This window comes from Halobacteroides halobius DSM 5150, from assembly GCF_000328625.1.
Taxonomy (GTDB): domain Bacteria; phylum Bacillota; class Halanaerobiia; order Halobacteroidales; family Halobacteroidaceae; genus Halobacteroides; species Halobacteroides halobius.
On sequence record NC_019978.1, the window covers coordinates 2,480,906 to 2,507,602 of the forward strand.

Consider the following 26,697-nt stretch of genomic DNA (forward strand, 5'->3'; position numbering starts at 1 on the left):
GTTCTATTAATCAAACAAGGGAAAATCTGCTACTAGATTTGCTACTTCTTCTGTTACCTCATCTTTAACATCTTGACTATCAATATTTAATAGTACTTTAATTATTAAATTACCTATTTTCTTCATCTCTACTTCTTTCATTCCACGTGTAGTTAAAGCAGGTGTTCCTAAACGAATTCCACTCGTTACAAAAGGACTCTTTGTTTCAAAAGGAATTGTATTTTTATTAACTGTAATTCCTACCTCATCTAAAACTTCTTCAGCTTTTTTCCCCGTTAAATCATGATCAGTTAAATCAACTAATAATAAATGGTTATCTGTTCCTTCTGCAACCAATCTAAACTCCTGTTCTAATGTTTCGGCTAAAGTTCGGGCATTTTTCATAATTTGCTCTTGATATTCATTAAATTCTTCGGTTAGTGCTTCCTTAAAGCAAACTGCTTTAGCAGCAATGATATGCATTAAGGGCCCACCTTGAATCCCAGGAAAAATAGCCTTATCAATATCTTTAGCTAATTGTTCTTGGCACAAAATCATTCCTCCCCGGGGTCCTCGTAAAGTTTTGTGAGTAGTTGTGGTTACTACATGAGCATACTGAACTGGATTTTGATGCAAATCAGCTGCTACTAAACCTGCAATATGAGCCATATCAACCATCAAATAAGCTCCAACTTGATCTGCAATCTCTCTAAAACGTTTAAAGTTTATTTCACGTGGATATGCACTAGCTCCAGCTACAATTAATTTAGGTTCTTCTTCTTTAGCTATCTGCTCCACTCGATCATAATCTATCCTCTCTGTCTCACGATCAACACCATAAGAAATGAAATTATAGTAGTCTCCAGAAAAGTTAACTGGGCTCCCATGACTTAAATGTCCTCCATGAGTCAAGTTCATTCCTAATACCTTATCTCCTGGTTTTAAAAGCGTAAAATATACAGCCATATTAGCTTGTGATCCAGAATGAGGTTGCACATTAACATGATCTGCTTTAAATAATTCCTTAGCCCGTTCAATAGCTAATTTTTCTGCTTCATCAACCCACTGACAGCCACCATAATATCTTTGGTCTGGATATCCTTCAGCATACTTATTAGTTAATACACTCCCCATTGCCTCTAATACAGCATCACTAACAAAGTTTTCAGAAGCAATTAACTCTAGATTGTTTAGTTGCCTATTCTTTTCTTTTTTTATAGCTTCTGTTAACTTAGGATCTAATGAACCTAATTTACTCATAGTCTCACTCCTTTAATTGACTAATCTTATCTATTCTACGTTGATGCCTACCACCTTCAAATTCAGCTTCTAACCAAGCCTTAACAACCTCTAATGCTGATTCTGTTCCAATAACCCGTTCACCTAAAGTAAGTACATTTGAATTATTATGCCACCTTGTAGCTTTAGCAGAAAAAACATCATGGCATAAAGCAGCTCTAATACCTTTAACTTTATTAGCAGTAATCGACATACCAATGCCTGTACCACAAACTAAAATTCCTCTTTCAAAATCATCATTTGCTACAGCTTTAGCTACCTGTTTAGCAAAATCAGGATAATCAACTGATTCAGTAGAATTTGTTCCAAAATCTTTATAACCTATCCCTCTTTCATCAAGTAATTCTTTTATTTTTTGCTTTAAATTATACCCACCATGGTCACTACCAATTGCTATTTCCATTATTCTCCCTCCGTTCTATTTTCTTAATAAAGACTTCTTTAACTAAAGTAATAATCCTTCCTTTAATCTAGTTTTTCAACAATTTTTCTTATTTCTTCTTCAATTTGATTGGCACATTTTTGGTATACTTCAATAGGCTGACCAAATGGGTCAGAAATATCCAAATTTTCTTCTGTTGCTTGTAACTTAGCCAACTCTCTTCTCTCAGTTCTTAACTTATGGGCCAACTTATTCTCTAGTTTAACAATCTGGTTCTCTACCTCTTTTAGTTGAGAAGTTAATTCTTTTCGTTGTTTTTCTAATTCTTCCAACTTAGGTTGGTGGTCCTTTAAAAACTTCTCTCTCTTTTTCTCTATCTGATTACGTAACTTTGCTATCTTTTCTTTTTCTGCTTTAGTTTTCTCTAATTGAGATGCATATTCTTTAAGTGTGTATATTTTTTCTTTAACTTGTGGATAGCTATCTAAAAGACTTAATTTATGTCGCCTAGTCATAGTCAAGATTAAATCTACTTTTGTAACTAACTCCTTAGTTACAGGAGTCGTTTCATGGTCAGTTAGATCAATCCCTGCTTGGCTTAATACTTCAACTGCTTGTCTAGCTGCAGTACCTCCTCTCCTAGCTGAAATTCCAGCTGATAATACTTCATAATCATTCTTACCCTTTTTTTCTAAAAGGTTATTACATAAAGCCTCCGCCATACTACTTCTACAAGTATTACCAGTACATACAAATAAAATCTTAGTCATTTTTCCACCCCATTAAAAAATTAAAAGTTTAACTCCTAACCCAATTAAAATTACTCCACCAACCAAATCAAATTTAGAACTTATTGCCCCTAAAACATTGCCTAAAGTCAAACCAAGAATAGTCATTAAAAAAGCTACTGCACCAAAAAAGGTAGCTGCTTCTAACACACTCATCCCCAAAGTTCCTAATCCAAAGCCAATTGTTAAGGCATCTAAGCTAACACTTAAAGGGATTAAAAGCAATTCTGTCCCAATCAGTTTAAATTCTATTTTAGTCTCTTTATGATTTTCTCTAATCATATTAATTCCTAATAAAATTAAAACACCAGCTCCAAAATAAGTAGCAAATTGGCCTAAATAACCACTTAATTGAGTACCTAAATAAAGACCTACTAATGGTAATAAAAAGTGTAATACTCCTGTGATAAGGCTGAATTTAAAGATTTTATTACTATCATCTATTCCTGTAACCCCTATTCCTACAGATACTGAAAAAGAATCCATGCCTATAGCTAAAGCTACTAGAATTAGTTCATAAATACCCATTAATTCAACTCCTTAACCAATCGTTAAGATAAAATGAATACCTAACAAAATTAGAGTTATACCACCTAAAACTTCTGCTTTTTCAACTAAATTACCCAACTTAGTTCCTAATAATAAACCAATCACTACCATTAAGGCAGCAATCACCCCCAAAATAAGACAACTGACTAATAAACCAGTATCCAACATCCCCAAGCTAAAACCTACTGATAAAGCATCAATACTAACACTAAATGCTAAAATAATTATTGAAAATCCATAGAGATTAAATTGTGAAACCTCTTGCTCTTCAGTCATACTATCATAAATCATTATCATTCCTAAAATCAGCAGTAGCCCAGCCCCAATAGCTGTAGTCAGCTGGTCAATAGTTTCTTGAAAGTAATAATAACTAAAAAATTTTTGTAAAAAGTAACCTAACTGAATCCCAATCAAAGGCATTAAAATATGGAATGCACCTATAACTAGACTTAATTTTAAAATTAATAGCCAATCTAATTGTTTAGTTCCGATTGCTACTGAAACAGAAAAAGCATCTGTTCCTAAAGCTATTCCTAAAAATAATACTTCAGCAACCCCCACTTTACCCCTCCTAATCTAGCTTGTGTCTAAAGTATATATATTTTAGAAGGGGTTTATTTATTATAGATATTCAACTTTAGATCAATACTTACACCTTAATAATATTATACCCTGCTGCCTTTCTTAGTCTATTCATAATAGCTAGTCCTAAACCAGATTGGGATAAGCCTTCAATAAATATCTTATCTACACCTAATTGATCAAATTCTCTTAACAGTTTAAAGATACTCATACTAATTTGCTTTAAATTATTTCTACTGCCCATCTCCTTAACGATTGCATTTTGATACTGATGACTAGACTCTGTAGTAGCCATCACACCTATTTTACCCTCTTCTCCTCTAATTAATTCTTTAATTTTAGCTACAATTTCAGTCTGTGCTCCTTCAATCAATACTACTTTTGCTTCGGGAGCATAGTGTTTATATTTCATTCCGGGGGATAAAGCTTGCTGAGCTTCGTTATCTATTTTAGCTTCTACAGCTGGGTCAATTATGACTCTTTTTAATGTCTCTTTTAATTGTTCATAAGTAACCCCACCAGGCCGTAATAAAGTTGGAACACCCTGGGATAGATCAAGCACTGTAGATTCAACTCCTATTCCTGTCTGGCCTCCATCTACTACTCCACTAATTCGACCCGCTAAATCAGTCATTACATGCTGAGCAATAGTAGGACTAGGGCGACCTGATAAATTAGCACTAGGAGCAGCAAGGGGCACTTGGGCTTCTTCTATTAATTGTTGAGCTAAAGGGTGTTTAGGCATTCTAACTGCTACTGTCTCTAATCCTCCTGTAGTTATCTTAGGCACCTTGCTGGCCTTAGGTAAGACCAGTGTCAATGGCCCCGGCCAAAACTCATCTATTAATTTCTGAGCTTGCTTAGATAACTCACTCGATATTAATTCCTCTAATTTATTCTGGTTAGCAATATGTACAATTAGTGGGTTATCAGCAGGTCGTCCCTTAGCAGCAAAAATTTTCTCTACTGCTTGAGGATCTAGAGCATTGGCCCCTAGACCGTAAACTGTTTCAGTTGGAAATGCTACTAGTCTACCTTCCTGTAATAATTTAGCAGCTTCTTGAACTTCAGATTGACTAAACACTTTAGTTTCTTTGATTTCTTTCATCAGACTACTCCTTTCATTAGATAAAGCAAGAGGTAGGCTCTAAAGCCTACCTAATACAACTCGCTTAATTTCAGCATAGTCCTCTATAATCTCTATCTCTTTAAAACCCGTTTGCTTTAATAAATCAGCTACATCCTCTGCTTGCTTAATTCCTACTTCAAAAGCAATCAATCCTGCTTCGGTTAGCTTTTTAGCGGCTTGCTTAATTATTTGCCGATAAAACTTTAAACCATCAGCTCCACCATCAAGGGCCAAGCTAGGCTCTTGCTTAACTTCTTCTTGCAAATCTTCTAAATCATTAGTAGGTATATAAGGCGGATTAGAAACAATCATATCAACTGGTTCATCTAAAGGTTGTACTAAATTCCCCTCTTTAAACTCTATCTTACCAGCTACTTCGTGATGTAGAGCATTCTTGTAGGCTAACTCTAAAGCTGTATTAGAGATATCAATTCCTACTCCCTGGACTTTTTTATCAGCTAGCTTGATTAAGCTAATAATAATTGCTCCACTTCCAGTTCCAATATCAGCAACTCTAATTTTTTCCTCATCATTTTGGTCTATTTTCTCTAATATAGTCTCTACTAAATGTTCTGTTTCCGGACGCGGAATCAAAACATTAGAGTTAACCTCAAAATCTAAAGACATAAACTCTTGTTCTCCTAACAAATAAGCTACTGGTTGGCCCTGGCTACGAGCTACTATCAGTTCTCGATACCGATCAATTTCTTCTTTAGTTAAAGGACGATTAAAATTTACATATAATTTAATCCGCTGCATTTCTAATATATCAGCTAATAATACTTCAGCATCTAAGCGAGGATTAGTAAGCTGATGTTCTTTGAAAAAACCAACTGCTTTATCTAAAATTTCTTTAACAGTCAACCGTGCCATTTTATTCTACCTGCTTTAACTTTTCAATTTGGTCAGCAGTGATTAAAGATTCAATCATCTCATCTAACTCCCCATCTAATACAGCTTCAATTTGATGAGTTGTTAAATTAATTCTATGGTCTGTAATCCGTCCCTGGGGGAAGTTATAAGTTCTAATTCTTTCACTTCTACCACCACTACCAATCTGATTCTTTCTTTGTTCAGCTACTTCTTCTTGTCTCTCTTCTTCTATCTTTTCCTGTACTCTAGCTCTTAATACACGCATTGCCTTTTCTCTATTTTTGTGTTGTGACTTCTCATCCTGACAAGAAACTACCAATCCGGTTGGCTGATGAGTAATTCTGACTGCAGAATCAGTTGTGTTAACACTTTGGCCCCCTGGACCACTAGCACGGTAAGTATCAATCTTTAAATCATTAGGATTAATATCAATATCAACATCTTCTACCTCTGGTAACACAGCTACAGTAGAAGTTGAAGTATGAATTCGACCTCCAGATTCTGTACTAGGAATTCTTTGTACTCGATGAACTCCACTTTCATACTTTAGATAACTATAAGCTCCCTTACCTTCAATTACAAATACAATTTCTTTATATCCACCCATATCAGAAGGAGTAGAAGATAAAATATCTACATCCCAACCCTTACTTTCTGCATAGCGAGTATACATTCTATATAAATCACCAGCAAAGATATTAGCTTCATCTCCACCAGCACTGCCACGAATCTCAACTACAACATTTTTATCATCGTTAGGATCTTTAGGAATTAACATCAATGGTAATTTATTAGCTAATTCTTTTAATCTTGGTTCTGACTCTGCTAATTGCATCTTAGCTAATTCAATCATTTCTTCATCATCAGCTATCTCTAAAACTTCTTCTGCTTCTTCTACATTAGCCCTTAACTCTTTATATTCATCATATTTTTTTACAACCTTTTTTAATTCAGCGTACTCTTTTGATAATTTTTGAAATCTTTCTTGATCATTAATAACTTCTGGGTCACTTAATAGACCTTCAATTTCTTTATAACGATCTACTACTCCATCTAGCTTATCAAGCCATTTTTCAATATCAAAATCTAACTCCATATTAATCCTCCTTAAATTTGAATCTCCACTTTATAATTAAATTACTAAATGTACTGTGGGGCTTTAGGACTGCTTTATATCAATTATTACTATCTTCTTCCTCTAATACTGCCTCTAAAGACTTCATTGCTACTTCAATTTGCTGATCGGAAGGTTCAGCTGTAGTTAGTTTCTGTAGATATAAACCTGGAATAGCAATTAACTTAACCACTTGGGGTGCCTCTTGTTTACCTGCTAACTTAATTAGTTCATAAGAAACCCCAGCTACTACTGGTAATAAAGCAATATGAATTAAAACTCGATTAATCAAGGAAGGACGCCCAAAAAAAGAAAATAATAATATACTTACAATCATCACCAGTAATAAAAAATTGGTTCCACATCTAGGGTGTGAAGTAGAAAATTGACGAGCATTTTTAATACTTAATGGCAAATCTGATTCATAATTATGAATTACTTTATGCTCTGCTCCGTGATATTGAAAGACTCTTTCAATATCATCCAGTTGTGAGATAACTACAATGTATGTTATTAATACACTAACTTTAATTATTCCCTCTATTAAATTTAAAATTAAATTAGATGATATATAAGACTCTATTAAATGTATTATTCCGGCGGGTAAAACAACAAATAATAAAATAGCTAACCCAAAAGCTGTACCCATACTAGTAATTAATTCAAACCAAGATAATTCCTCTTCTTCTTCACTAAATTGATTAGCTGAAAATGTTAGTGCTTGTAATCCTAATATTAACGATTGAAATAGAGCAATTACTCCACGTAATAATGGCATACCCAATACTTTAAATTTATTTGTTATTGATTTAAAAGGCTGTTCATCTAGTACTATTTGACCATTTTCTTTACGAACTGCTACTGCTATTCGCTTTTTCCCACGCATCATAACCCCTTCAATTACTGCCTGACCACCATACTGTTGTTGTGACATGGCTTCTCCCCCTTTAAGTACTAGCTCTTATAATATCAAAAAACAGCAGAGCCAAAAGCTCTGCCATTAAAATATTAATCTTCAATACCATATTTTTCTTTAAATCTTTCCACTCGTCCACCACGAGCTGCTTTACTTTTCTTACCAGTATAAAAAGGATGACAGTTAGAGCAAATCTCTACACGCAAATCACCCTTAGTAGTTTTAGTTTCAAAAACATTACCACATGCGCAAGTAATTGTAGCTTCGTTGTATTCTGGATGAATTTCTTCCTTCATCTTAATCACCTCTCTTTATTCCGTGATCTTCTGACTGCCACATTATAACATAGTACCAGTCAAATTGCAACTTGTTCCTAATGGATAATTAATCGATTATTTCTTGTAATGAAGCTAACATTTCTTTGTTATTTGAACTAGCTTTAATTTGTTTAATAAAAGATCTAATGATTTGACTAGACCGTGAGTTATTCATTTCCCTTCTTAGATCCCACATAGTATCTAATTCATCATCTGATAATAATAAATCTTCTTTTCTAGTCCCCGATTTTTTAACATCAATAGCAGGGAATAATCTCTTTTCAGCTAACTGACGACTTAAATGTAACTCCATATTCCCGGTACCTTTAAATTCTTCATAAATCATATCATCCATTCTGCTTCCAGTCTCCACTAAAGCAGTAGCTAAAACAGTTAAACTCCCGCCCTCTTCTATATTTCTAGCTGCTCCAAAGAAGCGTTTAGGCTTATGTAAAGCTGTAGGATCTAGCCCCCCCGAAAGTGTACGACCACTAGAAGGAATATTAACATTATAAGCCCTTGCTAATCTAGTAATACTATCTAATAAAATTACAACATCCTGCTTTTGTTCTACCAACCTTTTAGCCTCTTTTAATACTAACTCTGCTACATTTATATGGTTTTCAGGCGGTTCATCAAAAGTGGAACTAATCACTTCTGCATCGACTGATCTGCTCATGTCGGTTACTTCCTCAGGTCGTTCGTCAATCAATAGAATCATTAATTTAGCTTCTGGAAAATTAGCTGAAATGCTATTTGCTATCTTCTTTAGTAAAACTGTCTTTCCTGCTTTAGGTGGGGCCACAATTAATCCCCTTTGGCCCTTACCAATTGGAGCTACTAAATCAACTAATCGACTAGAAATTTCATTTGAATTATGCTCTAGAGTTATTCTTTCTTGGGGATAAAGTGGGGTTAAGTCCTCAAAATGTGGTCTTTCTTGGGCCAACTCTGGATCCTGATAATTAACTGCTTCAATTCTTAATAAAGCAAAATATCGTTCATTATCTTTAGGTTGGCGAACTTGGCCCGATACTACATCTCCCTCCCTTAAGTCAAATCTCTTAATCTGGGACGCAGAGATATAAATATCATCTGTACTAGGTACATATTCTGAAGGACGCAAAAAGCCATATCCATCAGGGAGGATCTCTAAAACACCCTCTGCAAAGATCAATCCACCTTTTTCAGTCTCAGCTTTTAAAATTTCAAAAATCAAATCTCGCTTCTTTAGATTACTATAACCTGTAATCCCTAAATCTTTAGCCACTTGGTATAATTCATTAATCGTTTTATCTTCTAATTCACTAATATTCATTTACTAAAATTCCTCCCTAAACTAGATTCCTAGCCTAAACATTACATAAGCCCCAAATAAGTAAATGGTAGCAATGGAAATAGTATCCCAACCAATAGTTAAGAAAGTCTTTTCAGACCGGTAAAAGAGACCTATAACAGCAATTCCACTTAAAATCAAACCTAAAACAGCTGTAAACGCATGAGATAGGGAAGCAGCTGCTAATACTGGACCACCTCTATAAAATAACTCTGCTGCTAGAATAATTACCATATTAAAAATATTACTGCCAAACACATTTCCTACTGCTATATCATAAGCATTAATTCTAATTGCAGAAATAGTAGCTACTAGTTCTGGTAAAGAAGTTGCAGCTGCCACTAAAATTGTACCCATAAAGCTCGCTTTTAAACCAGTTAAAGTAGCCAATTTATCTGCAGAAGAAGATAATTTGATCCCTGCAATAACAATTATAACCGCTGAAATAGCAAACCCGATAATAGCCTTATTTAATGACATCTTTAAATCTAATAATTCTTCTTCTTCATCTTCTATTTGATTCTTACTTTCGTAGCGAAAGATCAATCGAGCTCCAATCAAATAAGTAATAAAAATAATAATAGGTCCAATTCCAATCCCAAATAAACCAACTTGTAAATCACTTAAATAATGAACTAAAATAAATAAAGTAGCAAAAGCCGATAATAAAATTCCCAATAAAGCAGATAATATATGTTTAGAATGGACTCTTAACATAAAAGGTCCAGTTCCATGAATTAAATCAGCTATAGCCAAAATAGCTAAATTAAATGTATTACTCCCAAAAACATTCCCTACTGCTATATTAGGTGCTCCAATGGCTGAAGCTGTCCCACTAGTTACTACTTCAGGTAATGAAGTAGCCCCTGCTACTAGAATACTTCCTACTAATGCTTGACCAAGACCTGTTTTAGTAGCAATTATATCTCCATAATCAGATAATTTAGTTCCTGCTAAAATAATTGCTAAGGCCGATAGAAAAAATACTAACCATAATGAAGACAATTCTGTTTCCTCCTTATTTACCATATGCATTTCCTTTATTATTTATTATATACCCCACTGATTTTGAAGTCAATTGTCTAACAACAATTATTTGTTAGGAAATGGTTTCTGGTCTAACCTGTGGATTGCTTCTACAAATCTTATAGTTCCTGTTTTAGATCTCATAACTAACGAATGTGTCTCAGCCTGATTACCTCTAAAACGGACTCCTTCTAACATTTCTCCATCAGTTACACCTGTAGCAGAAAAGATAACTCGATCTCCTTTAGCTAAATCCTCCATCCCTAAAGCTGCTTCTACTTCATTAATTCCCATCTCTTTGGCCCGTTGAACTTCCTCTTTACTTTGAGGAACTAATCGCGCCTGCATATCTCCATCTAAACATTTTAAGCCAGCTGCAGCCAACACACCTTCTGGAGCACCACCAATCCCCATTAATAGATCAACTCCAGTACCAGATAAACCTGTAGCTAATGCAGCAGCTACATCACCATCATCAATTAATTTGATCTTGGCCCCTGCTTCTCTAACTTGATCTATTAATTTTCCTTTTTTTCTGTGGCGTGGCTTATCCAAAATAACTACAGTTACATCTTCAACCGGTTTATTCAATGCAGTAGCTACTGCATTGATATTTTCCTCTACTGAAGAATTAATATCAATGCTGCCTTTAGCTTCTGGGCCAACAGCTATTTTATCCATATACATATCCGGTGCATGTAAGAAACAACCCCTTTGTGCTACAGCTAAAACAGATAAAGCATTAGCCCGCCCCTCAGCAATGATTGTAGTCCCTTCCAGAGGGTCAACTGCAATATCAACTTCCGGAACTCCTCCTTCTCTTGTTCCAATCTTCTCTCCAATATATAACATAGGAGCCTCATCAATCTCTCCTTCTCCAATTACCACTTCTCCATCAATATCGACTGTATCAAACATACCTCGCATTGCATCAACTGCTGCTTGATCAGCTGCTTCTTTATCACCTTTTCCCATCCATCTTGCTGAAGCAATAGCCGCTACTTCTGTTACTCTTACAAATTCAATTGCTAGTTCTCGTTGCATTATTATCTCTCCTTTAAATTAATTATAAAATGATTGATTTAAATACTATTTTATGCGTTAGACGTTTAACCTTCCCCTCTAAAAACAGAAAAAAGGAGCAGATTTAAATCTGCACCTTTTTGAACTAGACTATTAGATTTATAGTTATGCTTTATTGGCACTACCGAAAATTTCAATCTTTCTCTTAGCAGCTTCAATAATTCCTTTTTTACCTGGGCCAATAATTTTTCGAGGATCATATACTTCTTTATCCTCTTTAAGTAACTCTCGTACAACTTTTGTCCAAGCTTGTTGGAAGTCAGTATTAACATTAATCTTAGAAGTTCCTCGATCAATTGCTTTTTTAATATCTTCTGTTGGAATACCAGTTCCACCATGTAATACTAAAGGTAAACCAGCAGTCTCTTTAATCTCTAACATTTCTTCAAATCCTAAGTCAGGCTCTCCTTGGTAAGGCCCATGAACAGAACCTAAAGCCGGTGCTAAAGCATCAATACCAGTCTTTTCAACTAACTTTTTACACTCTTCTGGATCAGCATACTTAACTTCACCTTCAACACCATCTTCTTGTCCACCTACAATCCCTAATTCAGCTTCTACAGATACTCCATTTGCATGAGCATAGTCAACTACTTCTTTAGTAACTTCAACATTTTCTTCAAATGGATGATGAGAAGCATCAATCATAACTGAAGTATATCCAGCATCAATTGCTTCTTTACAGCTTTCAATACTTGACCCATGATCTAAATGGATTGCAACTGGAATAGTAATCTCCATATCTTCTAATAAACCTTCTACAATATTAACTACTGTCTTAAATCCTCCCATATAACTAGTAGCACCTTCAGATACACCTAAAATTACAGGGGAATTCTCCTCTTGACAAGCCTCTAAAATTGCTTGTGTCCATTCTAGATTATTAATATTAAATTGTCCTACTGCATACTGTTCTTCCTTTGCCTTGTTCAACATTTCTGTCATTGATACTAATGCCATTTTTGTACAACCTCCTTGAGTATTTCCACTAGTTATTATACTATACTTAAAATAAAAGTCCTTTATTTATCTTAAATTTTTATTAAACATTTGTTTTCTCTAAAGCACTAACCACCCCTTCTAAAATCTTAACTTTCTTTAGCTTTCTTAAAGATTTTAGATCTTCTTCATTACTAGCTTTCACCTTAGTTATCCCCTTACAGTCCTCACAAATTAACTCTATTTCATCAGGTAACATCTCAATATCTATATCTTTACTCCCACATTGACAAACTAATCCACTTTCTTGAGCTATATCATGCAACTCACTTAAAATAGATAGCATGATATCAGGATTATTGAAATAATCCTCAAAATCTAATTTATCCATCATTTGTTCTAAATATTCTTCTTCTTGATCAATTAATTCTTTAACTTCACTCTCTTTTCCAAAGTAGCCTAGTTCCGTATTATTCACTGAACAATCTATTCCTTTAACTTTATTTGACCAAAACTCATCTTGATCATAAAACTTTCTATGTTTATTGTCACAGAATATACAAGGATACTCTAACCAAAATCTCTGGCCTGTTTTACCTATAATTAATTTAATAAAACCACAATTACACTCTAGCTCTAATTTATTAGAACCAGCAAACTCAAATATACTTATTGACTCTAATTCTAATTTTCCACACTTAGGACATCTCCATGCTAGAGCAGTTTGGTAATCAATTATCATTCGGCTGTACCTCCTTTAACCATTTAATTTATTCTCTATCTACATTCAAACTCCTTTAATTTATTGTAAAATCAATTTATATTTTTCGCATTATTGCCAGTTTAACCTGTTTCTTACCTTCTATTTTAATCCAGCTATTAACTACTAATTGTTTAAACTTAATTAACCTTTTGCCCCGCTTTAATTTGCTTCTTTTTGTAATACTAAATGACTTAAGCTGAGGCTTTAGTCTAGTCCCCACATTTACAGTTATTTCTTTCTTTTGGTAGTTAATATCAGTTATTATGCCACTGGTTTGATAATGTTGAACTACTAGTTTTTTCAATTGATTATTAATACCTAAGATGGCTATTCCCTGGTCACCAACTCTAATATTAGACTGGTCAGTTAAAAAATTATTCCGGATTAGTTTAAAATCTTTATTTAAATTAAAGACCCTTTTAATTTTAGTATTTAAATTTTTAACTATTATTAAATTAACACGTATCCTTTCAACAATAATTGGAATCACTTGATAAAATGAATTTATGACTTCTATTTTGCCTTGTTGATTTAATTTAATTTTAGCCTCTTGAAAACTAGTAGAATTTATCGGTTTGAGCGCAGATAGATTCACATCTTTACCATTTAATTTAATTATAGCATTCAAAGCCAAATTATATTCTTGAATCTGCTTATTATTTTTTAATAAAATTGTTCCTTGACTAACATTAACAGCTACTATATCTCCTCTTCTGACTGATTTAGCTCTAACTGAACTAACAGATATTAATAATATCAATCCTATCATAACCAATGTTATAGTTTTCTTCATAGTTATCCCCCCATAATCAATTATCAATAATATTATTGACAGATTATGGAATTAATATACCAAAAAAATAAAAAGCAGAGGATTTATCCTCTACTTAGTACTAATCAATACTAGCTATAATTTCTATTTCAATACCTACACCTTTAGGTAGTCTAGCTACTTCAACACAAGCCCGAGCTGGCTTATGATGAGTAAAATATTCGCTATAAACACCATTTATCTGCTCAAAGTCTTCCATATTACTAATAAATAAAGTAGTCTTTACTACATCAGTTAACTCTAAATCAGCTTCCCGTAAAATAGCTTTTATATTCTCTAATACCTGCTTGGTTTGAACTTCGATTCCGCCCTTTATTAAATCATCATCTCTTTTAGGATCAGGATCTAAAGGAATTTGCCCAGATACAAATAGTAGATTCCCACATTTAACCCCTTGAGAATACGGGCCAATTGCTGCTGGTGCCTCTGTAGTACTAACTGTTTCTAAATCTGCCATGTTTTCGCCCCCTTTAATTATTTATTGAACTTACGCCCACTGCTGATTAAATATTAGTCAACAACTGATATCCTTTATCCTCTAAAGATTGATAAATTTTTTGCGCATGTTTTTGATTTCTAGTTTCTAACTCTAATTCTACTTCTGCTCTATCAATTGGAATACCTACTTGATGGTGATTATGAGTCACTGAAATTACATTAGCTTTTAATTTAGCAATTTGATTTAAAAGTTGCTGTAAATTACCCGGCTGATCTTTTAAAACCGTCTTAAACCTTACTTTTCGGCCTGCCCTTGTTAAACCTCGTTCAATAATTCTAGAGATCATATTCATATCTATATTACCACCACTTAATACAGTTGCTATTTTTTTATCTTTAACTCCCAGCTTATTATTTAATACTGCTGCTAGAGTAGTAGCCCCTGCACCTTCAACTGTTAACTTGGCCCGTTCTAATAACATTAAAATGGCATTAGAAATCTCTTCATCACTAACAGTTACAAACCTATCAACATATTCTTGGCAAACTTGATAAGTTAGATTACCAGGTTTCTTAACAGCAATTCCATCAGCAATAGTATTAGCTTTTTCCAAACTTTTTATTTCCCCTTGCTCTAGAGAATACTTCATAGAAGCAGCATGATCAGATTCTACACCAATTACTTGAAGACTAGGTTTAAGTGTCTTAGCAGCAATTGCAATTCCAGAAATCAATCCTCCACCCCCAACAGGGGCCAAGATGATATCTACATCTTTTAACTCGGAAATTATTTCTAAACCAATCGTTCCTTGACCAGCGATTACATCTGGATCATTAAATGGATGTAAAAAAGTCATTCCTCTTTCTACTTTTAATTCCATAGCTTTATCATAAGCATCATCAAAGACATTACCATGTAGTATAACCTCTGCTCCGTAATTCTCAGTTGCTGTTACTTTAGCAATTGGAGCATTTTCAGGCATTACAATAGTTGCTTGGATTCCTTCTTTTCTAGCTCCTAGGGCAACACCTTGAGCATGATTTCCAGCTGAAGAAGCAATTACACCTTTTTCTTGCTCCTCTTTAGTTAAGTTAGTTATTTTATTGTAAGCTCCACGAATTTTAAATGATCCTGTCTTTTGTAAATTCTCTGTTTTGAGATAAATCTGATTATTACTTAACTTGCTAAAAGTCTTACTATAAGTTAAATCAGTTTTATGTATAACTCCCTCTAAATCTTGAGCTGCTTCTTTTATTTTTGCTAAATCAACTAACATCAAATCCCTCCCTAAGCAAAAATCCCCTTCTATCACAAAGAGAATTTCTGCTTTTTAGCTTATTTATTAGTTATAGCCGCCTTTACAAATCCATTAAATAATGGATGAGGGCGATTTGGTCGTGATTTAAATTCAGGGTGGAACTGACTAGCTACAAACCAAGGGTGGTCTTTAAGTTCTACAACCTCTACTAGCTTATCATCCGGAGATACTCCAGATAAAATCAATCCTGCTTCAGTTAACTCCTTACGAAACTGATTACTAAATTCATAACGGTGACGATGACGCTCATAAATTATCTCTGATTGATATATTTCTCGACAGACTGTATCTTCCTTAACTTTACAAGGGTAAACTCCTAATCTCATAGTTCCACCTTTATCCTCAACATCCTTTTGTTCAGGCATTAAATCAATAACTGGATGCTCCGTATCATCAAATTCTGCACTATGTGCTTCTTCTAAGCCACATACATTTCGAGCAAACTCAATGACAGCACACTGCATCCCTAAACAAATTCCAAAGTAAGGTACTTTATTTTCTCGAGCATATTTAATTGCTTCAATCTTACCTGCAATTCCTCTATCACCAAAACCACCTGGCACTAAAACCCCATCTACATCAGCTAAATATTCTTGAGCAGTTTCTTCTTCTATATCTTCAGAATGCACCCACTTAATATCTATATCAGTATTATTTGCTACCCCAGCATGCTGTAAAGATTCTACAATACTAATATAAGCATCAGGTAGTTCAACATACTTTCCTACAATTGCAATTGTAGTATTTAGCTCTAGATGCTTCATTTTATTTACTAATTTTTTCCACCCAGATAGATCTGGTTTATCCACCCTAGCTTCTAACTTCAAATTCTTAAGGGTGATATCAGCTAATCCTTCTTCTTCCATTACTAGTGGTACATCATAGATATACTCTAAATCCTTAGCTTGAATTACTGCTTCTTCTTCAATATCACAAAATAAAGCAATCTTATCCTTAACCCCTTGCGTTAAATCTCGGTCACTACGGCACACAATTACATCAGGCTGGATACCTAATCGGCGCAACTCCTTAACACTATGTTGCGTTGGTTTAGTCTTTAACTCATTAGCAGCATTTAAATATGGTATCAATGTACAATGAATATACATCACATTTTCAGCACCAAAATCATGCTTACACTGTCTAATAGTCTCTAAAAAAGGTAGTCCTTCTATATCGCCAACTGTTCCTCCAATTTCTATTAAAGCTACATCAACCTCTTCAGAATCTCCTAATCTTTTAATTCTAGATTTAATTTCATCAGTTACATGAGGAATTACTTGCACTGTTCCTCCTAAATAATCCCCTCTTCGTTCTTTAGTTAATACTGTAGAATAAATTTGACCAGTTGTTACATTAGAATTTTGATTTAAATCAATATCTATAAAACGTTCATAATGCCCTAAATCTAAATCTGTTTCTGCACCATCTTCTGTTACAAATACTTCCCCATGTTGATAGGGACTCATTGTTCCTGGATCAACATTGATATAAGGGTCTAATTTCTGAACTGTAACATTCAATCCTCTTTCTTTTAATAGTCTTCCTAAAGATGCTGCTGTAATTCCTTTACCTAGTGAAGAAACTACACCACCAGTTACAAAGATATACTTAGTCATTAATAAATCCTCCTTTAAATTTCCTGTTAGACGTCTAGCTTACTCTCGCTATAGAAAAAACTAGAAAATTTAGGCCTCCCTAAACTTTCTAGTCTAATAATCTTAAATTAAAGTATTGACTAACCAAAAACCTAAATAAATACCTATAATTCCCATAACACCTGCTAATGTAGGTGGAGCCGGAATAGGTAACTTTAAAAAGGAAAATAAAGCACCAACAATTAACCCCGATATAGCAGATAATAAAACTTGGTTCACTTCAATTCCTCCTTGATTAATAATACCCTCTCCCACCCACCCAAAACTTGGGCCAACGAAAAAAACAAATTGACAATTGAAAATGTACAATTTACAATTAATAATACTAATAAAAATCAAACATTAGTTTAAGATTAAGCTTGAGTAAAGACACAAACAATGATATATAGTGAGATCTTATTAGTAGATTTTTGATTAATTAAACATCTACATATTACTTGAATTAATTGATCTTGATTTTTCATTAGGTTTAATTGTCAATTGTTAATTAAATGTTACATACTTTCTGGAGCAGAAACGCCTAATAGATTAAGTACATTAACTAGTACTTGCTTAGTAGCTAAAACTAAAGATAATCTAGCTGCTACTAACTCTTGATCATCAACTAATACTCGACATTTGTTATAAAACTTATGGAACTCTGCCGCTAAATCATAAGCAAACCGTGCTATATGATGTGGTTCTCTACTTTTAGCACTTTTCGCTATTTCAACTGGATAATCAGCTAGTTTTTTGATTAAATTTAACTCTGCTTCAGCATCTAACTTAGAAAAATCAATCTGCTTAAATTCTGGTCTTGCTATTTGTTCTTCTTCTATCTGCTCTAAAATACTACAAATCCGAGCATGAGCATACTGAATATAATAAACTGGATTGTCTGTAGACTCTTTTTTAGCTAAATCAAGATCAAAATCAAGATGACTATCTGTACTACGCATTACATAAAAATAACGGGCAGCATCTTTACCTACCTCTTCCACTACATCTTTAAGAGTTACAAAATTGCCAGAGCGTTTAGACATCTGAAGTTGCTTTCCATCACGTAATAGACTAACCATCTGTACTAAAATAATCTGTAGTGCTTCTGTACCATAACCTAGTGCTTCTACCACTGACTTCATTCTTTTAACATAACCATGATGATCAGCACCCCAAATATTAATTACTTCTTTAAAACCTCGTTGATACTTATTTTGATGATAAGCAATATCAGCAGCCAAATAAGTAGGCGTCCCATCATCTTTGATTACTACTCTATCCTTATCATCACCGAATTCAGTCGCTTTAAACCATAAAGCCCCTTCTTCTTCATAAATTAAATCTTTCTCTTTTAATTTAGCTGTTACTTCTTCAATAGAATCAGGATGTAAAGTCCGTTCACTAAACCAGTTATCAAATTCTACACCAAAACTCTTTAAATCTTCCTCAATATTAGCTATTAATTGTTCATAAGCATACTCTCTAAAGTAATCTATTTCTTCTTCTTGAGCTGCTGGTAAATAAGCCTTACCTTCTTGCTCAACAATCTCTTGAGCTATTTCTTTAATATATGCTCCATGATAAGCATCTTCTGGTAAAGTAATATCCTCTCCCAGCAACTGACAGTATCTAATAGCTACTGATTTACCTAATAGGTCCATCTGATTACCAGCGTTATTAATATAGTATTCTTTACTAACATCAAAATTAGCCAGTTTTAAGATATTAGCTAATACATCACCAACAGCTGCACCACGACTATGTCCTACATGTAATGGCCCAGTGGGATTAGCACTTACAAACTCAATTTGAACTGGCTTGTTAGCGCCAACATCTATTTGACCATAATTACTACCCTGTTTATTTATCTCTAATAAGACATCATATAACCATTCATTATTAAAATAAAAATTAATAAATCCCGGACCAGCTATCTCCATTTGAGCTAAAAAATCAAGTTCCGCTAGATTATTAACTATCTTTTCTGCAATCTTTCGGGGCGGCATCCCTGCTTGTCCAGATAATACCATAGCTAGATTAGTAGCATAATCTCCATGCTCTTCTTCTCTAGGCTCTTCAAGCTTAATATCTGGTATAACCTCGACCTCTAAGTCTGTCATTTTAACTGCTTCTTTAAGCTTGGCCCGTAGTTTATCCTGCAAATCCTGAACCAGTGCCATACTATTCCTCCTTATAAACTATATTCAACCAATTAGTACCAATTAATCCTTGTTTATCATATAATTGATACTTTAAATTAATTTCACCTGCTCTAGAACCAATATTGACATTTAATATCTCAACCTCAATCTCTAACTCTAATCTTCCGTAAGGAGTTTTATAATCAAATTTAGTCTTAGTCTGGGGCATAAACTCTTGGATGGTTCTGACCTTCCCCTGCCTAATTAAAGTAACCTGATTATCTTCAATTTTAAGTGTAGTATTAACTCCTTTTAATCCTTTAGCTTCTTCTTGATATCTTAAGTAATATGTTCCTTGCTTATTATAAAATTTACCTTTAGTATGATTGTTAATCTCAGTTTCTTCTGTCCCATTTTTTTGTTTACCTGTAATCTTTATTGATACTTCTTTAGTCAAAAGTATCAACCTCACTTTTTATCTGTATTTAATACAACAATATATAATTATATAACCTAAATTTATCTTTTGCAAGACTAAGTTAGTTTAAACTTCTAACTTTAAGGCATAATCCTTAGCTGTATCATAATCACTAAATACACGAAAGTCTTTAACAAAACATCCTTGGGCCTCTAATTTCCCCATTACTTTTTTAACTGCTTTCCCCGCTCCTAATAACTTTGAACTAACAAAAGCTATCGTATGCTGTCCAGAAGTCCTCTTACAATCACTTAAGAAGCTATCTAACTCATTATCTATTTGACCACCAAAGAATCCCAAAGTCGGACTTCCTACTAATACTAAATCATATTTATTAAAACTTAGTGGTCTAGTACGATAACCAACTTCTTCTAAATCAACCTTTACCCCTTGATTTTCAAAACCTGATTGTAAGCCCTTAACTACTTCATTTAACTCTTCTACTGCTGAATGAATTATTAATATCTTTTTAATAATTATCCCTCCCTAATTTAGCCTATACATTAATAGTTAGCTTTTAGGACAATTATTCCTGTTAAGAAAAGAAAGAAAATAATTTATATAAAACAGCAGTAATCCCACTAGCAATCAAAGGCCCACTGGGTAATCCATTAAAAAATGTGACTCCAAAGATAACACCTAGCACTAAATTTACTGTTATTGCAGGATCACTTTCTAATAAGCTAATGCCCTCTCGGGTAAATTGAGTTACTGCAATCCCCATCACTATTGCTAGGATAGACAATGGATCTAATAAACCTTGGGTTAGCCTATCTAATTTCATTTCTCCAGTTGCTAATGGTGCTAATACACCTAACATAATTAGAATAATACCTACTTTTACACTATAATTATCAATTAAATCCATAATTCCTTCTAACTTTAAATTCCTAACTGTTAATAAGACTATTCCGGAAATAATCAACGAATCATTTTTTACAATTAAGCCCAGAATAGTGATTACAATCAATATTAGATTAACCTGCATATCTTCCCCACCTTTATTTAAGAACTACATTCATTATAACAAGTAACTTTAATTTCTTGAAGAAATTTTATAAATAATAAAAAATAGCATAAGCCACAAGGCTGACTTATGCCTTTATTCTAATCTTCAAACGTTCCTTTGACTATCGGTTCTCCATTATTTACCATTAATTGGCCCCGGGCCAAGACTGAATCAACATTTAACTGTTCATCTAAAATTGTTAAATCGGCCATACAGCCTTCTTTTATTTGGCCCTTATCTTCTAGCTTTAGAATATCAGCAACATTTATTGTTACAAACCTTAAAGCTTTTTCTAAAGCAATCCCCTCATCTAATACTGCCTTTTGCATCTCTTTTAATAAAGATTTAACTGACCCAATATCCAAACCAATAAAGTTTCCTGCATCATCAAATTGAGGTAAACTACCCATCCCATCAGAACTAAAAGTAATCATATCTGCACTAGCACCTTGGTCTAGTAAAGTCCTAGCTGCTTTACTAGCGGGAACCTGTTTATCCTCAGGATTATTAGTTGAACTAGTAGTTAGATCTACCATCCCACCTTGTTCAATAAACTCATTAGCTGCATCTAATAAATCTGGGTTTCTATTAATATGGGTTGGTAAAAATTGAACTATAGGGATTTGGGTATTCTTAGCTATCTCCAACAAATAACCTAGACCATCTTTCCCATTTCCTACATGAACATGCACAATTCCAGCTGAATTAGAAAGAATCCCCCCCGTTCTAGATAATGCAGTAATCCGTTTAAACTGCTCTATTGTCGGCTGAGAAGAACGATGGTCTGCTAGAGCTATTTCTCCTATTCCAATAACTTTATCAATTAAGATAATATCATCCCGGCAGTTACCTGTTATTGTCTGTAAAGGAAATTGATAAGATCCAGTATAAATATAGCTAGTAATTCCTTCCTCTTCTAAGCCACGAGCTTTAGCCAACAAAGAGGTCATATGCCTACTTGTTCCATCTGTTCCTAGACATCCGACAGCAGTAGTAATTCCAGCGGTAGTTAAATCAGTCAACCTTATCTCAGGGGTTCTACTCTTAAAACCATCTTCTCCACCACCACCAATTAAATGTACATGGGGATCAATTAACCCGGGTACAACTTTAAGACCTTTGACATTCATTACTTCAATTTCACAAAATTCTTGTTGAGGAACAGGAATATTATCTGCTACCCTAACGATTCTATCTCCCGTAATCAATACATCTTTAGTACCTAAAGGTTCAGGATTATAAACTTCTCCATTTTTAATTAGTTTAAGCATAATACACTCCTTAATTTAAACAGTTAGTTACTTGTATTATTTAACAGATATAGCTTTTTATACCCTGATACTTAAAAACAGCAGGACCAGTTGGCCCTGCTGTTTTGTCTATCTTTATTAAAATGTTTTTAAATATTGGTCTAATTCCCATTGATGTACTTGTGTTCTATATACATCCCATTCTAATCTCTTAGCTTCTACAAAATGCTTTAAAACATGATCTCCTAAAGCATCCTGAATAAGCTCATCTTTTAATAACTCATCAACTGCATCATTAATATTACCTGGTAAACTATCAATACCTAATTCTGCTTTTCTTCCTTTATCCATAGCAAAGATATTCTCTACAACTTCAGCTGGTGGTTCAATTTCATTCTTAATTCCGTCTAAACCAGCTTTTAGCATAACAGCAGTTGCTAAGTATGGATTAGCTGCTGGATCAGGATTTCTCATCTCTACTCTTGTTCCTGCTCCACGAGAAGCTGGTATTCTAATTAAAGCACTACGATTAGAAGCAGACCAAGCCTTATAAACTGGTGCTTCATAGCCTGGTACTAATCTTTTATAAGAATTAACTGTTGGATTAGTAATTGCTGCAATAGCATCAGCATGCTTTAATAATCCACCAATGTAATAATAAGCTGTTTGGCTTAAACCTAATTCATCAGCCTCGTCATAGAATGCATTCTCTCCATCTTTAAATAAGGACTGATTCATATGCATTCCAGAACCATTTTCACCAAAAATAGGCTTAGGCATAAATGTAGCGTGTAAATTATGCTCGTTTGCAATAGCCTTTACTACAAATTTAAAAGTAGCAATATTATCAGCTGTTCTTAAAGCATCATCATATTTAAAGTCAATCTCGTGCTGACCTGGTGCAACTTCATGGTGCGAAGCCTCCATTTCAAAGCCCATCTGTTCTAATGCTAATACAATATCCCTTCTTGTATCTTGGCCTTCATCAATTGGCCCTAAATCAAAGTAGCCACCTTTATCATGAGTAATAGTAGTTGGCTCTCCTTCTTCACCTTTTTCGAATAAGAAAAATTCTGGCTCTGGGCCAAGATACATCTCATATCCCATCTCTTGTGCTTCTTCTAAAACATTTTGTAATACATTTCGCGGTCCACCTTCAAAAGGTTCACCATTAGGCATATAAACATCACAGATCAATCTAGCTACTCTTCCACCTTTTTCAGGGCGCCAAGGAAAAACAGTAAATGTATCAAAATCTGGCTTTAACTTCATATCTGACTCTTGAATTCTAGTAAACCCGTCAATTGAAGAACCGTCAAACATGATTTCACCATCTAATGCATCCTCTAATTGGTCAATAGTAATTGCTACGTTCTTAATTACACCTAAAATATCTGTAAACTGTAGTCTAATAAACTTAACATTTAACTCATCAGCCTTATTCAAAATATCCTCTTTTGTTAAACTCATACTACTTCCTCCTCAATACTTTATTTTAAAGTTTATTTTTATAATCTTTCTTTAACTTAATTTTATCTTAACAAATCCCTAGCTTTATGTCAAGTATATGTTAGGTTTTATTTGAAGTATTTCTAATTAGTAATAATTATATAATCGTTCTTTCTTAATATCAACAATAAACCATATTTAATACAATCTAATTAAATTATTATAATTAACTAGGTTTTAACTCATACTATTATAGAATTCAATGAATAGAGGAGCTATGAAACAACTTCTTAACTAATATTATTTAAAGTTTCGAAAGAACCATAAATCAAATCCTAGTGGGTAATCAGCCCCACTAAGTAATTATAATGATATTTATTTAATTTTAAATAAGGAGGTAATAAAAATGTCTACAAAAGAAGAAGGACTATCAGCCTGGCATCTTACGATGTTGGCCCTAGGAACAGTAGTAGGGGGATCTTTCTTTTTAGGATCTGCAGTCTCTATTAAGGCTGCTGGGCCAGGTATACTCATTTCTTATCTATTAGCAGGTACACTAGTATATATTGTTTTAACTGCTTTATCTGAAATGACTATTGCTGAGCAAGCTCCTGGTTCTTTTAGAACATACGCTGAACAAATGTATGGCCCTCTAGTTGGTTTTGTTTTAGGGTGGGTCTACTGGACTGGATTAATTCTTGCTATGTCCAGTGAAGCAACAGCTGCAGCTATGTTCATCCAAAAGTGGCTTCCTGGCATCTCTCTACCTTTTATGGCAGCACTTATCATTGTTGCTGTTACACTAGTTAACTTATTAGGGGCCAAGTTACTGGCTACCTTAGAAAGTGGACTAGCCTTAATAAAAGTATCTGCAGTTATAGCATTTATCGGATTAGCTATTGCTTTAATAATAGGTATAATGCCTGGAATAGAACCTATAGGATTAGGTGCTTTAAAAGCTGAACCTCTATTTCCTAGAGGAATATCAGGGCTAGCAGGTGCAATGTTAATTGTAATATTCACTTACGCAGGCTTTGAAATTATTGGACTATCAGCCTCAGAAGCTAGCGAACCTACAACTACAATCCCACGTGCAATCAAATTCACAGTATTTGGATTAGTAGGACTTTATGTTCTTTCTTTAATTACGCTACTTCCTCTAATTCCAACAGCTGCATTAAGAGAGCATGTTAGTCCGTTTGTAGCAGCTCTTAGTGCAGCAGGATTAGATTGGGTAGCTACTCCCATGAATGCAATTTTAATCTTAGCTATTGTATCAACTATGTTAGCTGCTATGTTTGGGCTAGGTAGAATGGTTCGTTCATTAGCTGATAAAGGATATGCTCCTTCATGGCTTAAGTCAGAAGGTGAAGTACCTAGACGTGGTATTTTATTTTCAGGAGCTGGAATGCTAGTAGGAATTGGTATGGCCTATTTATTACCAAATCAAATCTATCTTTTTCTCGTTAGTTCAGGAGGATTTGCCTTTTTATTTTCCTATGCTATGATTATGGCTACTCATTATAAATACAGAAAAGAAACTGGTTGCCCACCAGATGGTAATTGCCAGCTTATGTGGTATCCCTACACAACTATATTTGCTTTTGTTGCTTTAGTAGCTGCTATATTCAGTATGCCTTTGATTCCTGGGCAAGGGTCAGGGTTATTTGCTGGATTAATATTAGTAGCCTTCTATACTATTGTTTATATGGTACGTAAAGCTTACCTACTAAAAGCAACTAATGAAGATATTTCCTTTAAAAAGCTAATTGGATTAAATACGAAAGGAGTAGAAAGATTGACTCCTCAAACTAGTATGGAAGCAAGCGACGAATTGACGCCCAAAGATTCCTGTCAAAAAAAGAATAATGATAATAATAAAAAGAATAATGAGTAAAGCAAAAAGGTTAAGTGGATATCCACTTAACCTTACTTAATTTAAAATATATTTTTAATATCAATTTCTTCTGTATTGGGGACATTTCGAATTAATCTCTTACTAACTGCTATTTCAATTAAAGCTTCTGCTTCTTCTTCTATTGCTACTGCTTTTTTAATTCTAGTTAACGAGTTTTCTAAGTCATCAACTCGATTATGATGTAGTACTAGAGTCCATAAATTTTGCGTTCTTTCCCAATTTTTTTGTAGAGCTTTACTAGTTAGACTGGCCTGTTGCCAATTATTATTTTCAATATTCTTCTCTAATGTATTTAGTTTATTTAGTAAGGGGTTAGCTGAATGAACTACCTCTTTATACCCATAAAAAGTTAATCCAACCATTAGTATCAAAAATAAAGTATTTCCAATTAATACTTTTTTCATTATTATCCCCTTTCCTTAGATTTATAAGACTCACTTAATTGATAAAATAAATTACCTGTAGAATCAATATTAGCAAATAATACATTAGATAGATCTTTAACACCAAACTCAGATAATTCTTCTTTTAACCATTGGGGGGATAAATCAATCTCATCTAAATTATCCTTATATACTCTACCATCAACTATCAAAGGAAAGGGAACTCCTTCATAATCAGTTTCTATTTGTAGGTCTTGAGGATTAATAGGTCTTTTTTGCGATTTAGGAATCACGCTTATCTTTCCGTTTGTCTCAATAAAGGCAAATTCTATATCAGCCAGATTATGATATCCTTTTACCCTTAATTCTTCTATCAACTCATGAATATTAATCCTGTTTTTCCTTAATTTATCTTCATTCAACTCTCCATTTTTAATTAACATATCTGGCTCACCACAAATTAGCTTACGAGCTGTAATGCTTTTAGTATTAATCACAGAAGTATAAACCTGTAAAATCAAAATCAACAAAATAGGAAGCAACGTATTAATTAATGGGATATCTGTATTTTGCATTGGCATTGCTGCTAATTCTGAAACTATAATTGTAACTGCTAAATCAACTGGTTGTAACTCTCCGATTTGTCTTTTCCCCAGCAATCTTAATACTACTAATACAGTTATATATAAAATGATTGTTCGGATAATTACTATTAGCATTTACATCATCCTTTTGATTATAAGTTTCTAGTATAGTATTGAACAAATC

The 26,697-nt window shown here is 33.8% G+C and carries 29 protein-coding genes; 1 reads left to right on the forward strand and 28 read right to left on the reverse strand.

The annotated features are described in order from the left end of the window. Positions 1–6: 6 nt before the first annotated feature. From glyA to glnA, 26 genes are all read right to left on the reverse strand, one after another. Entirely contained in the window at positions 7–1,239 is a 1,233-nt protein-coding gene (glyA, locus tag HALHA_RS12105; protein ID WP_015328059.1) for a serine hydroxymethyltransferase, read from the reverse strand. 4 nt (positions 1,240–1,243) lie between these two features. Further along, positions 1,244–1,681 carry a ribose 5-phosphate isomerase B gene (rpiB, locus tag HALHA_RS12110; RefSeq protein WP_015328060.1) on the reverse strand — a complete coding sequence of 146 codons (438 nt, stop codon included), beginning with the start codon at positions 1,679–1,681 and terminating at the stop codon, positions 1,244–1,246. Positions 1,682–1,743: 62 nt separating this feature from the next. After that, entirely contained in the window at positions 1,744–2,430 is a 687-nt protein-coding gene (locus tag HALHA_RS12115; RefSeq protein ID WP_015328061.1) for a low molecular weight protein arginine phosphatase, read from the reverse strand. A 12-nt stretch (positions 2,431–2,442) separates the two neighbouring features. Further along, entirely contained in the window at positions 2,443–2,976 is a 534-nt protein-coding gene (locus tag HALHA_RS12120) for a manganese efflux pump MntP (protein WP_015328062.1), read from the reverse strand. Positions 2,977–2,988: 12 nt separating this feature from the next. Then, positions 2,989–3,558, reverse strand: coding sequence for a manganese efflux pump MntP (locus HALHA_RS12125; RefSeq protein WP_015328063.1), 570 nt, complete (start codon positions 3,556–3,558; stop codon positions 2,989–2,991). Positions 3,559–3,646: 88 nt separating this feature from the next. Next, the gene (locus tag HALHA_RS12130) at positions 3,647–4,687 is read right to left on the reverse strand and encodes an L-threonylcarbamoyladenylate synthase (protein ID WP_015328064.1); all 1,041 of its coding nucleotides are present in this window, start codon (positions 4,685–4,687) and stop codon (positions 3,647–3,649) included. A gap of 39 nt (positions 4,688–4,726) precedes the next feature. After that, entirely contained in the window at positions 4,727–5,581 is an 855-nt protein-coding gene (prmC, locus tag HALHA_RS12135) for a peptide chain release factor N(5)-glutamine methyltransferase (protein ID WP_015328065.1), read from the reverse strand. 1 nt (position 5,582) lies between these two features. Further along, the gene (prfA, locus tag HALHA_RS12140) at positions 5,583–6,677 is read right to left on the reverse strand and encodes a peptide chain release factor 1 (protein WP_015328066.1); all 1,095 of its coding nucleotides are present in this window, start codon (positions 6,675–6,677) and stop codon (positions 5,583–5,585) included. Positions 6,678–6,756: 79 nt separating this feature from the next. Further along, positions 6,757–7,629 carry a DUF1385 domain-containing protein gene (locus HALHA_RS12145; protein ID WP_015328067.1) on the reverse strand — a complete coding sequence of 291 codons (873 nt, stop codon included), beginning with the start codon at positions 7,627–7,629 and terminating at the stop codon, positions 6,757–6,759. Positions 7,630–7,703: 74 nt separating this feature from the next. After that, on the reverse strand, positions 7,704–7,907 hold the full coding sequence (gene rpmE, locus HALHA_RS12150) for a 50S ribosomal protein L31 (RefSeq protein WP_015328068.1): 204 nt from the start codon (positions 7,905–7,907) through the stop codon (positions 7,704–7,706). Between the two features lie 88 nt (positions 7,908–7,995). Continuing rightward, a complete protein-coding gene (rho, locus tag HALHA_RS12155; protein WP_015328069.1) occupies positions 7,996–9,246 on the reverse strand; it encodes a transcription termination factor Rho in 1,251 nt (416 codons plus the stop codon). 21 nt (positions 9,247–9,267) lie between these two features. Continuing rightward, positions 9,268–10,269, reverse strand: coding sequence for a sodium:calcium antiporter (locus tag HALHA_RS12160; RefSeq protein ID WP_156801240.1), 1,002 nt, complete (start codon positions 10,267–10,269; stop codon positions 9,268–9,270). Between the two features lie 87 nt (positions 10,270–10,356). Next, the gene (gene glpX, locus HALHA_RS12165) at positions 10,357–11,334 is read right to left on the reverse strand and encodes a class II fructose-bisphosphatase (RefSeq protein ID WP_015328071.1); all 978 of its coding nucleotides are present in this window, start codon (positions 11,332–11,334) and stop codon (positions 10,357–10,359) included. A 144-nt stretch (positions 11,335–11,478) separates the two neighbouring features. Beyond that, positions 11,479–12,333: a class II fructose-1,6-bisphosphate aldolase gene (fba, locus tag HALHA_RS12170; RefSeq protein WP_015328072.1), complete on the reverse strand. Its 855-nt coding sequence runs from the start codon at positions 12,331–12,333 to the stop codon at positions 11,479–11,481. A gap of 82 nt (positions 12,334–12,415) precedes the next feature. Beyond that, on the reverse strand, positions 12,416–13,054 hold the full coding sequence (locus HALHA_RS12175; RefSeq protein ID WP_015328073.1) for a hypothetical protein: 639 nt from the start codon (positions 13,052–13,054) through the stop codon (positions 12,416–12,418). A gap of 76 nt (positions 13,055–13,130) precedes the next feature. Further along, complete coding sequence (locus HALHA_RS12180; protein WP_015328074.1) at positions 13,131–13,868, reverse strand: hypothetical protein; 738 nt, start codon at positions 13,866–13,868, stop codon at positions 13,131–13,133. 100 nt (positions 13,869–13,968) lie between these two features. Beyond that, on the reverse strand, positions 13,969–14,364 hold the full coding sequence (locus tag HALHA_RS12185) for a RidA family protein (RefSeq protein ID WP_015328075.1): 396 nt from the start codon (positions 14,362–14,364) through the stop codon (positions 13,969–13,971). A gap of 46 nt (positions 14,365–14,410) precedes the next feature. After that, entirely contained in the window at positions 14,411–15,622 is a 1,212-nt protein-coding gene (ilvA, locus tag HALHA_RS12190) for a threonine ammonia-lyase (RefSeq protein ID WP_015328076.1), read from the reverse strand. 59 nt (positions 15,623–15,681) lie between these two features. After that, the gene (locus tag HALHA_RS12195) at positions 15,682–17,283 is read right to left on the reverse strand and encodes a CTP synthase (protein WP_015328077.1); all 1,602 of its coding nucleotides are present in this window, start codon (positions 17,281–17,283) and stop codon (positions 15,682–15,684) included. Between the two features lie 102 nt (positions 17,284–17,385). Further along, positions 17,386–17,541, reverse strand: coding sequence for a XapX domain-containing protein (locus HALHA_RS12200; RefSeq protein WP_015328078.1), 156 nt, complete (start codon positions 17,539–17,541; stop codon positions 17,386–17,388). A gap of 275 nt (positions 17,542–17,816) precedes the next feature. Further along, positions 17,817–19,481 carry an arginine--tRNA ligase gene (gene argS, locus HALHA_RS12205; protein WP_015328079.1) on the reverse strand — a complete coding sequence of 555 codons (1,665 nt, stop codon included), beginning with the start codon at positions 19,479–19,481 and terminating at the stop codon, positions 17,817–17,819. Position 19,482: 1 nt separating this feature from the next. Further along, the gene (locus HALHA_RS12210; protein ID WP_015328080.1) at positions 19,483–19,899 is read right to left on the reverse strand and encodes a YwiB family protein; all 417 of its coding nucleotides are present in this window, start codon (positions 19,897–19,899) and stop codon (positions 19,483–19,485) included. Between the two features lie 87 nt (positions 19,900–19,986). After that, positions 19,987–20,220 (reverse strand): hypothetical protein, encoded by a 234-nt coding sequence (locus tag HALHA_RS13760; RefSeq protein ID WP_245547369.1) that lies wholly within the window; start codon positions 20,218–20,220, stop codon positions 19,987–19,989. Between the two features lie 235 nt (positions 20,221–20,455). Next, complete coding sequence (locus HALHA_RS12220; protein WP_015328082.1) at positions 20,456–20,908, reverse strand: DUF441 domain-containing protein; 453 nt, start codon at positions 20,906–20,908, stop codon at positions 20,456–20,458. A 119-nt stretch (positions 20,909–21,027) separates the two neighbouring features. Next, complete coding sequence (gene iadA / locus HALHA_RS12225; RefSeq protein ID WP_015328083.1) at positions 21,028–22,200, reverse strand: beta-aspartyl-peptidase; 1,173 nt, start codon at positions 22,198–22,200, stop codon at positions 21,028–21,030. 117 nt (positions 22,201–22,317) lie between these two features. Further along, a complete protein-coding gene (gene glnA, locus HALHA_RS12230) occupies positions 22,318–23,649 on the reverse strand; it encodes a type I glutamate--ammonia ligase (RefSeq protein ID WP_015328084.1) in 1,332 nt (443 codons plus the stop codon). A gap of 385 nt (positions 23,650–24,034) precedes the next feature. Here glnA and HALHA_RS12235 point away from each other — a divergent pair, with 385 nt between their 5' ends. Next, the gene (locus tag HALHA_RS12235) at positions 24,035–25,525 is read left to right on the forward strand and encodes an amino acid permease (RefSeq protein ID WP_015328085.1); all 1,491 of its coding nucleotides are present in this window, start codon (positions 24,035–24,037) and stop codon (positions 25,523–25,525) included. 41 nt (positions 25,526–25,566) lie between these two features. On the opposite strand, the gene HALHA_RS12240 is transcribed toward HALHA_RS12235, so the two are convergent. Both HALHA_RS12240 and HALHA_RS12245 read right to left on the reverse strand, forming a co-directional pair. Beyond that, a complete protein-coding gene (locus tag HALHA_RS12240; protein ID WP_015328086.1) occupies positions 25,567–25,950 on the reverse strand; it encodes a DUF4363 family protein in 384 nt (127 codons plus the stop codon). A 2-nt stretch (positions 25,951–25,952) separates the two neighbouring features. Beyond that, positions 25,953–26,648: a DUF421 domain-containing protein gene (locus HALHA_RS12245; protein WP_015328087.1), complete on the reverse strand. Its 696-nt coding sequence runs from the start codon at positions 26,646–26,648 to the stop codon at positions 25,953–25,955. Positions 26,649–26,697: the final 49 nt, after the last annotated feature.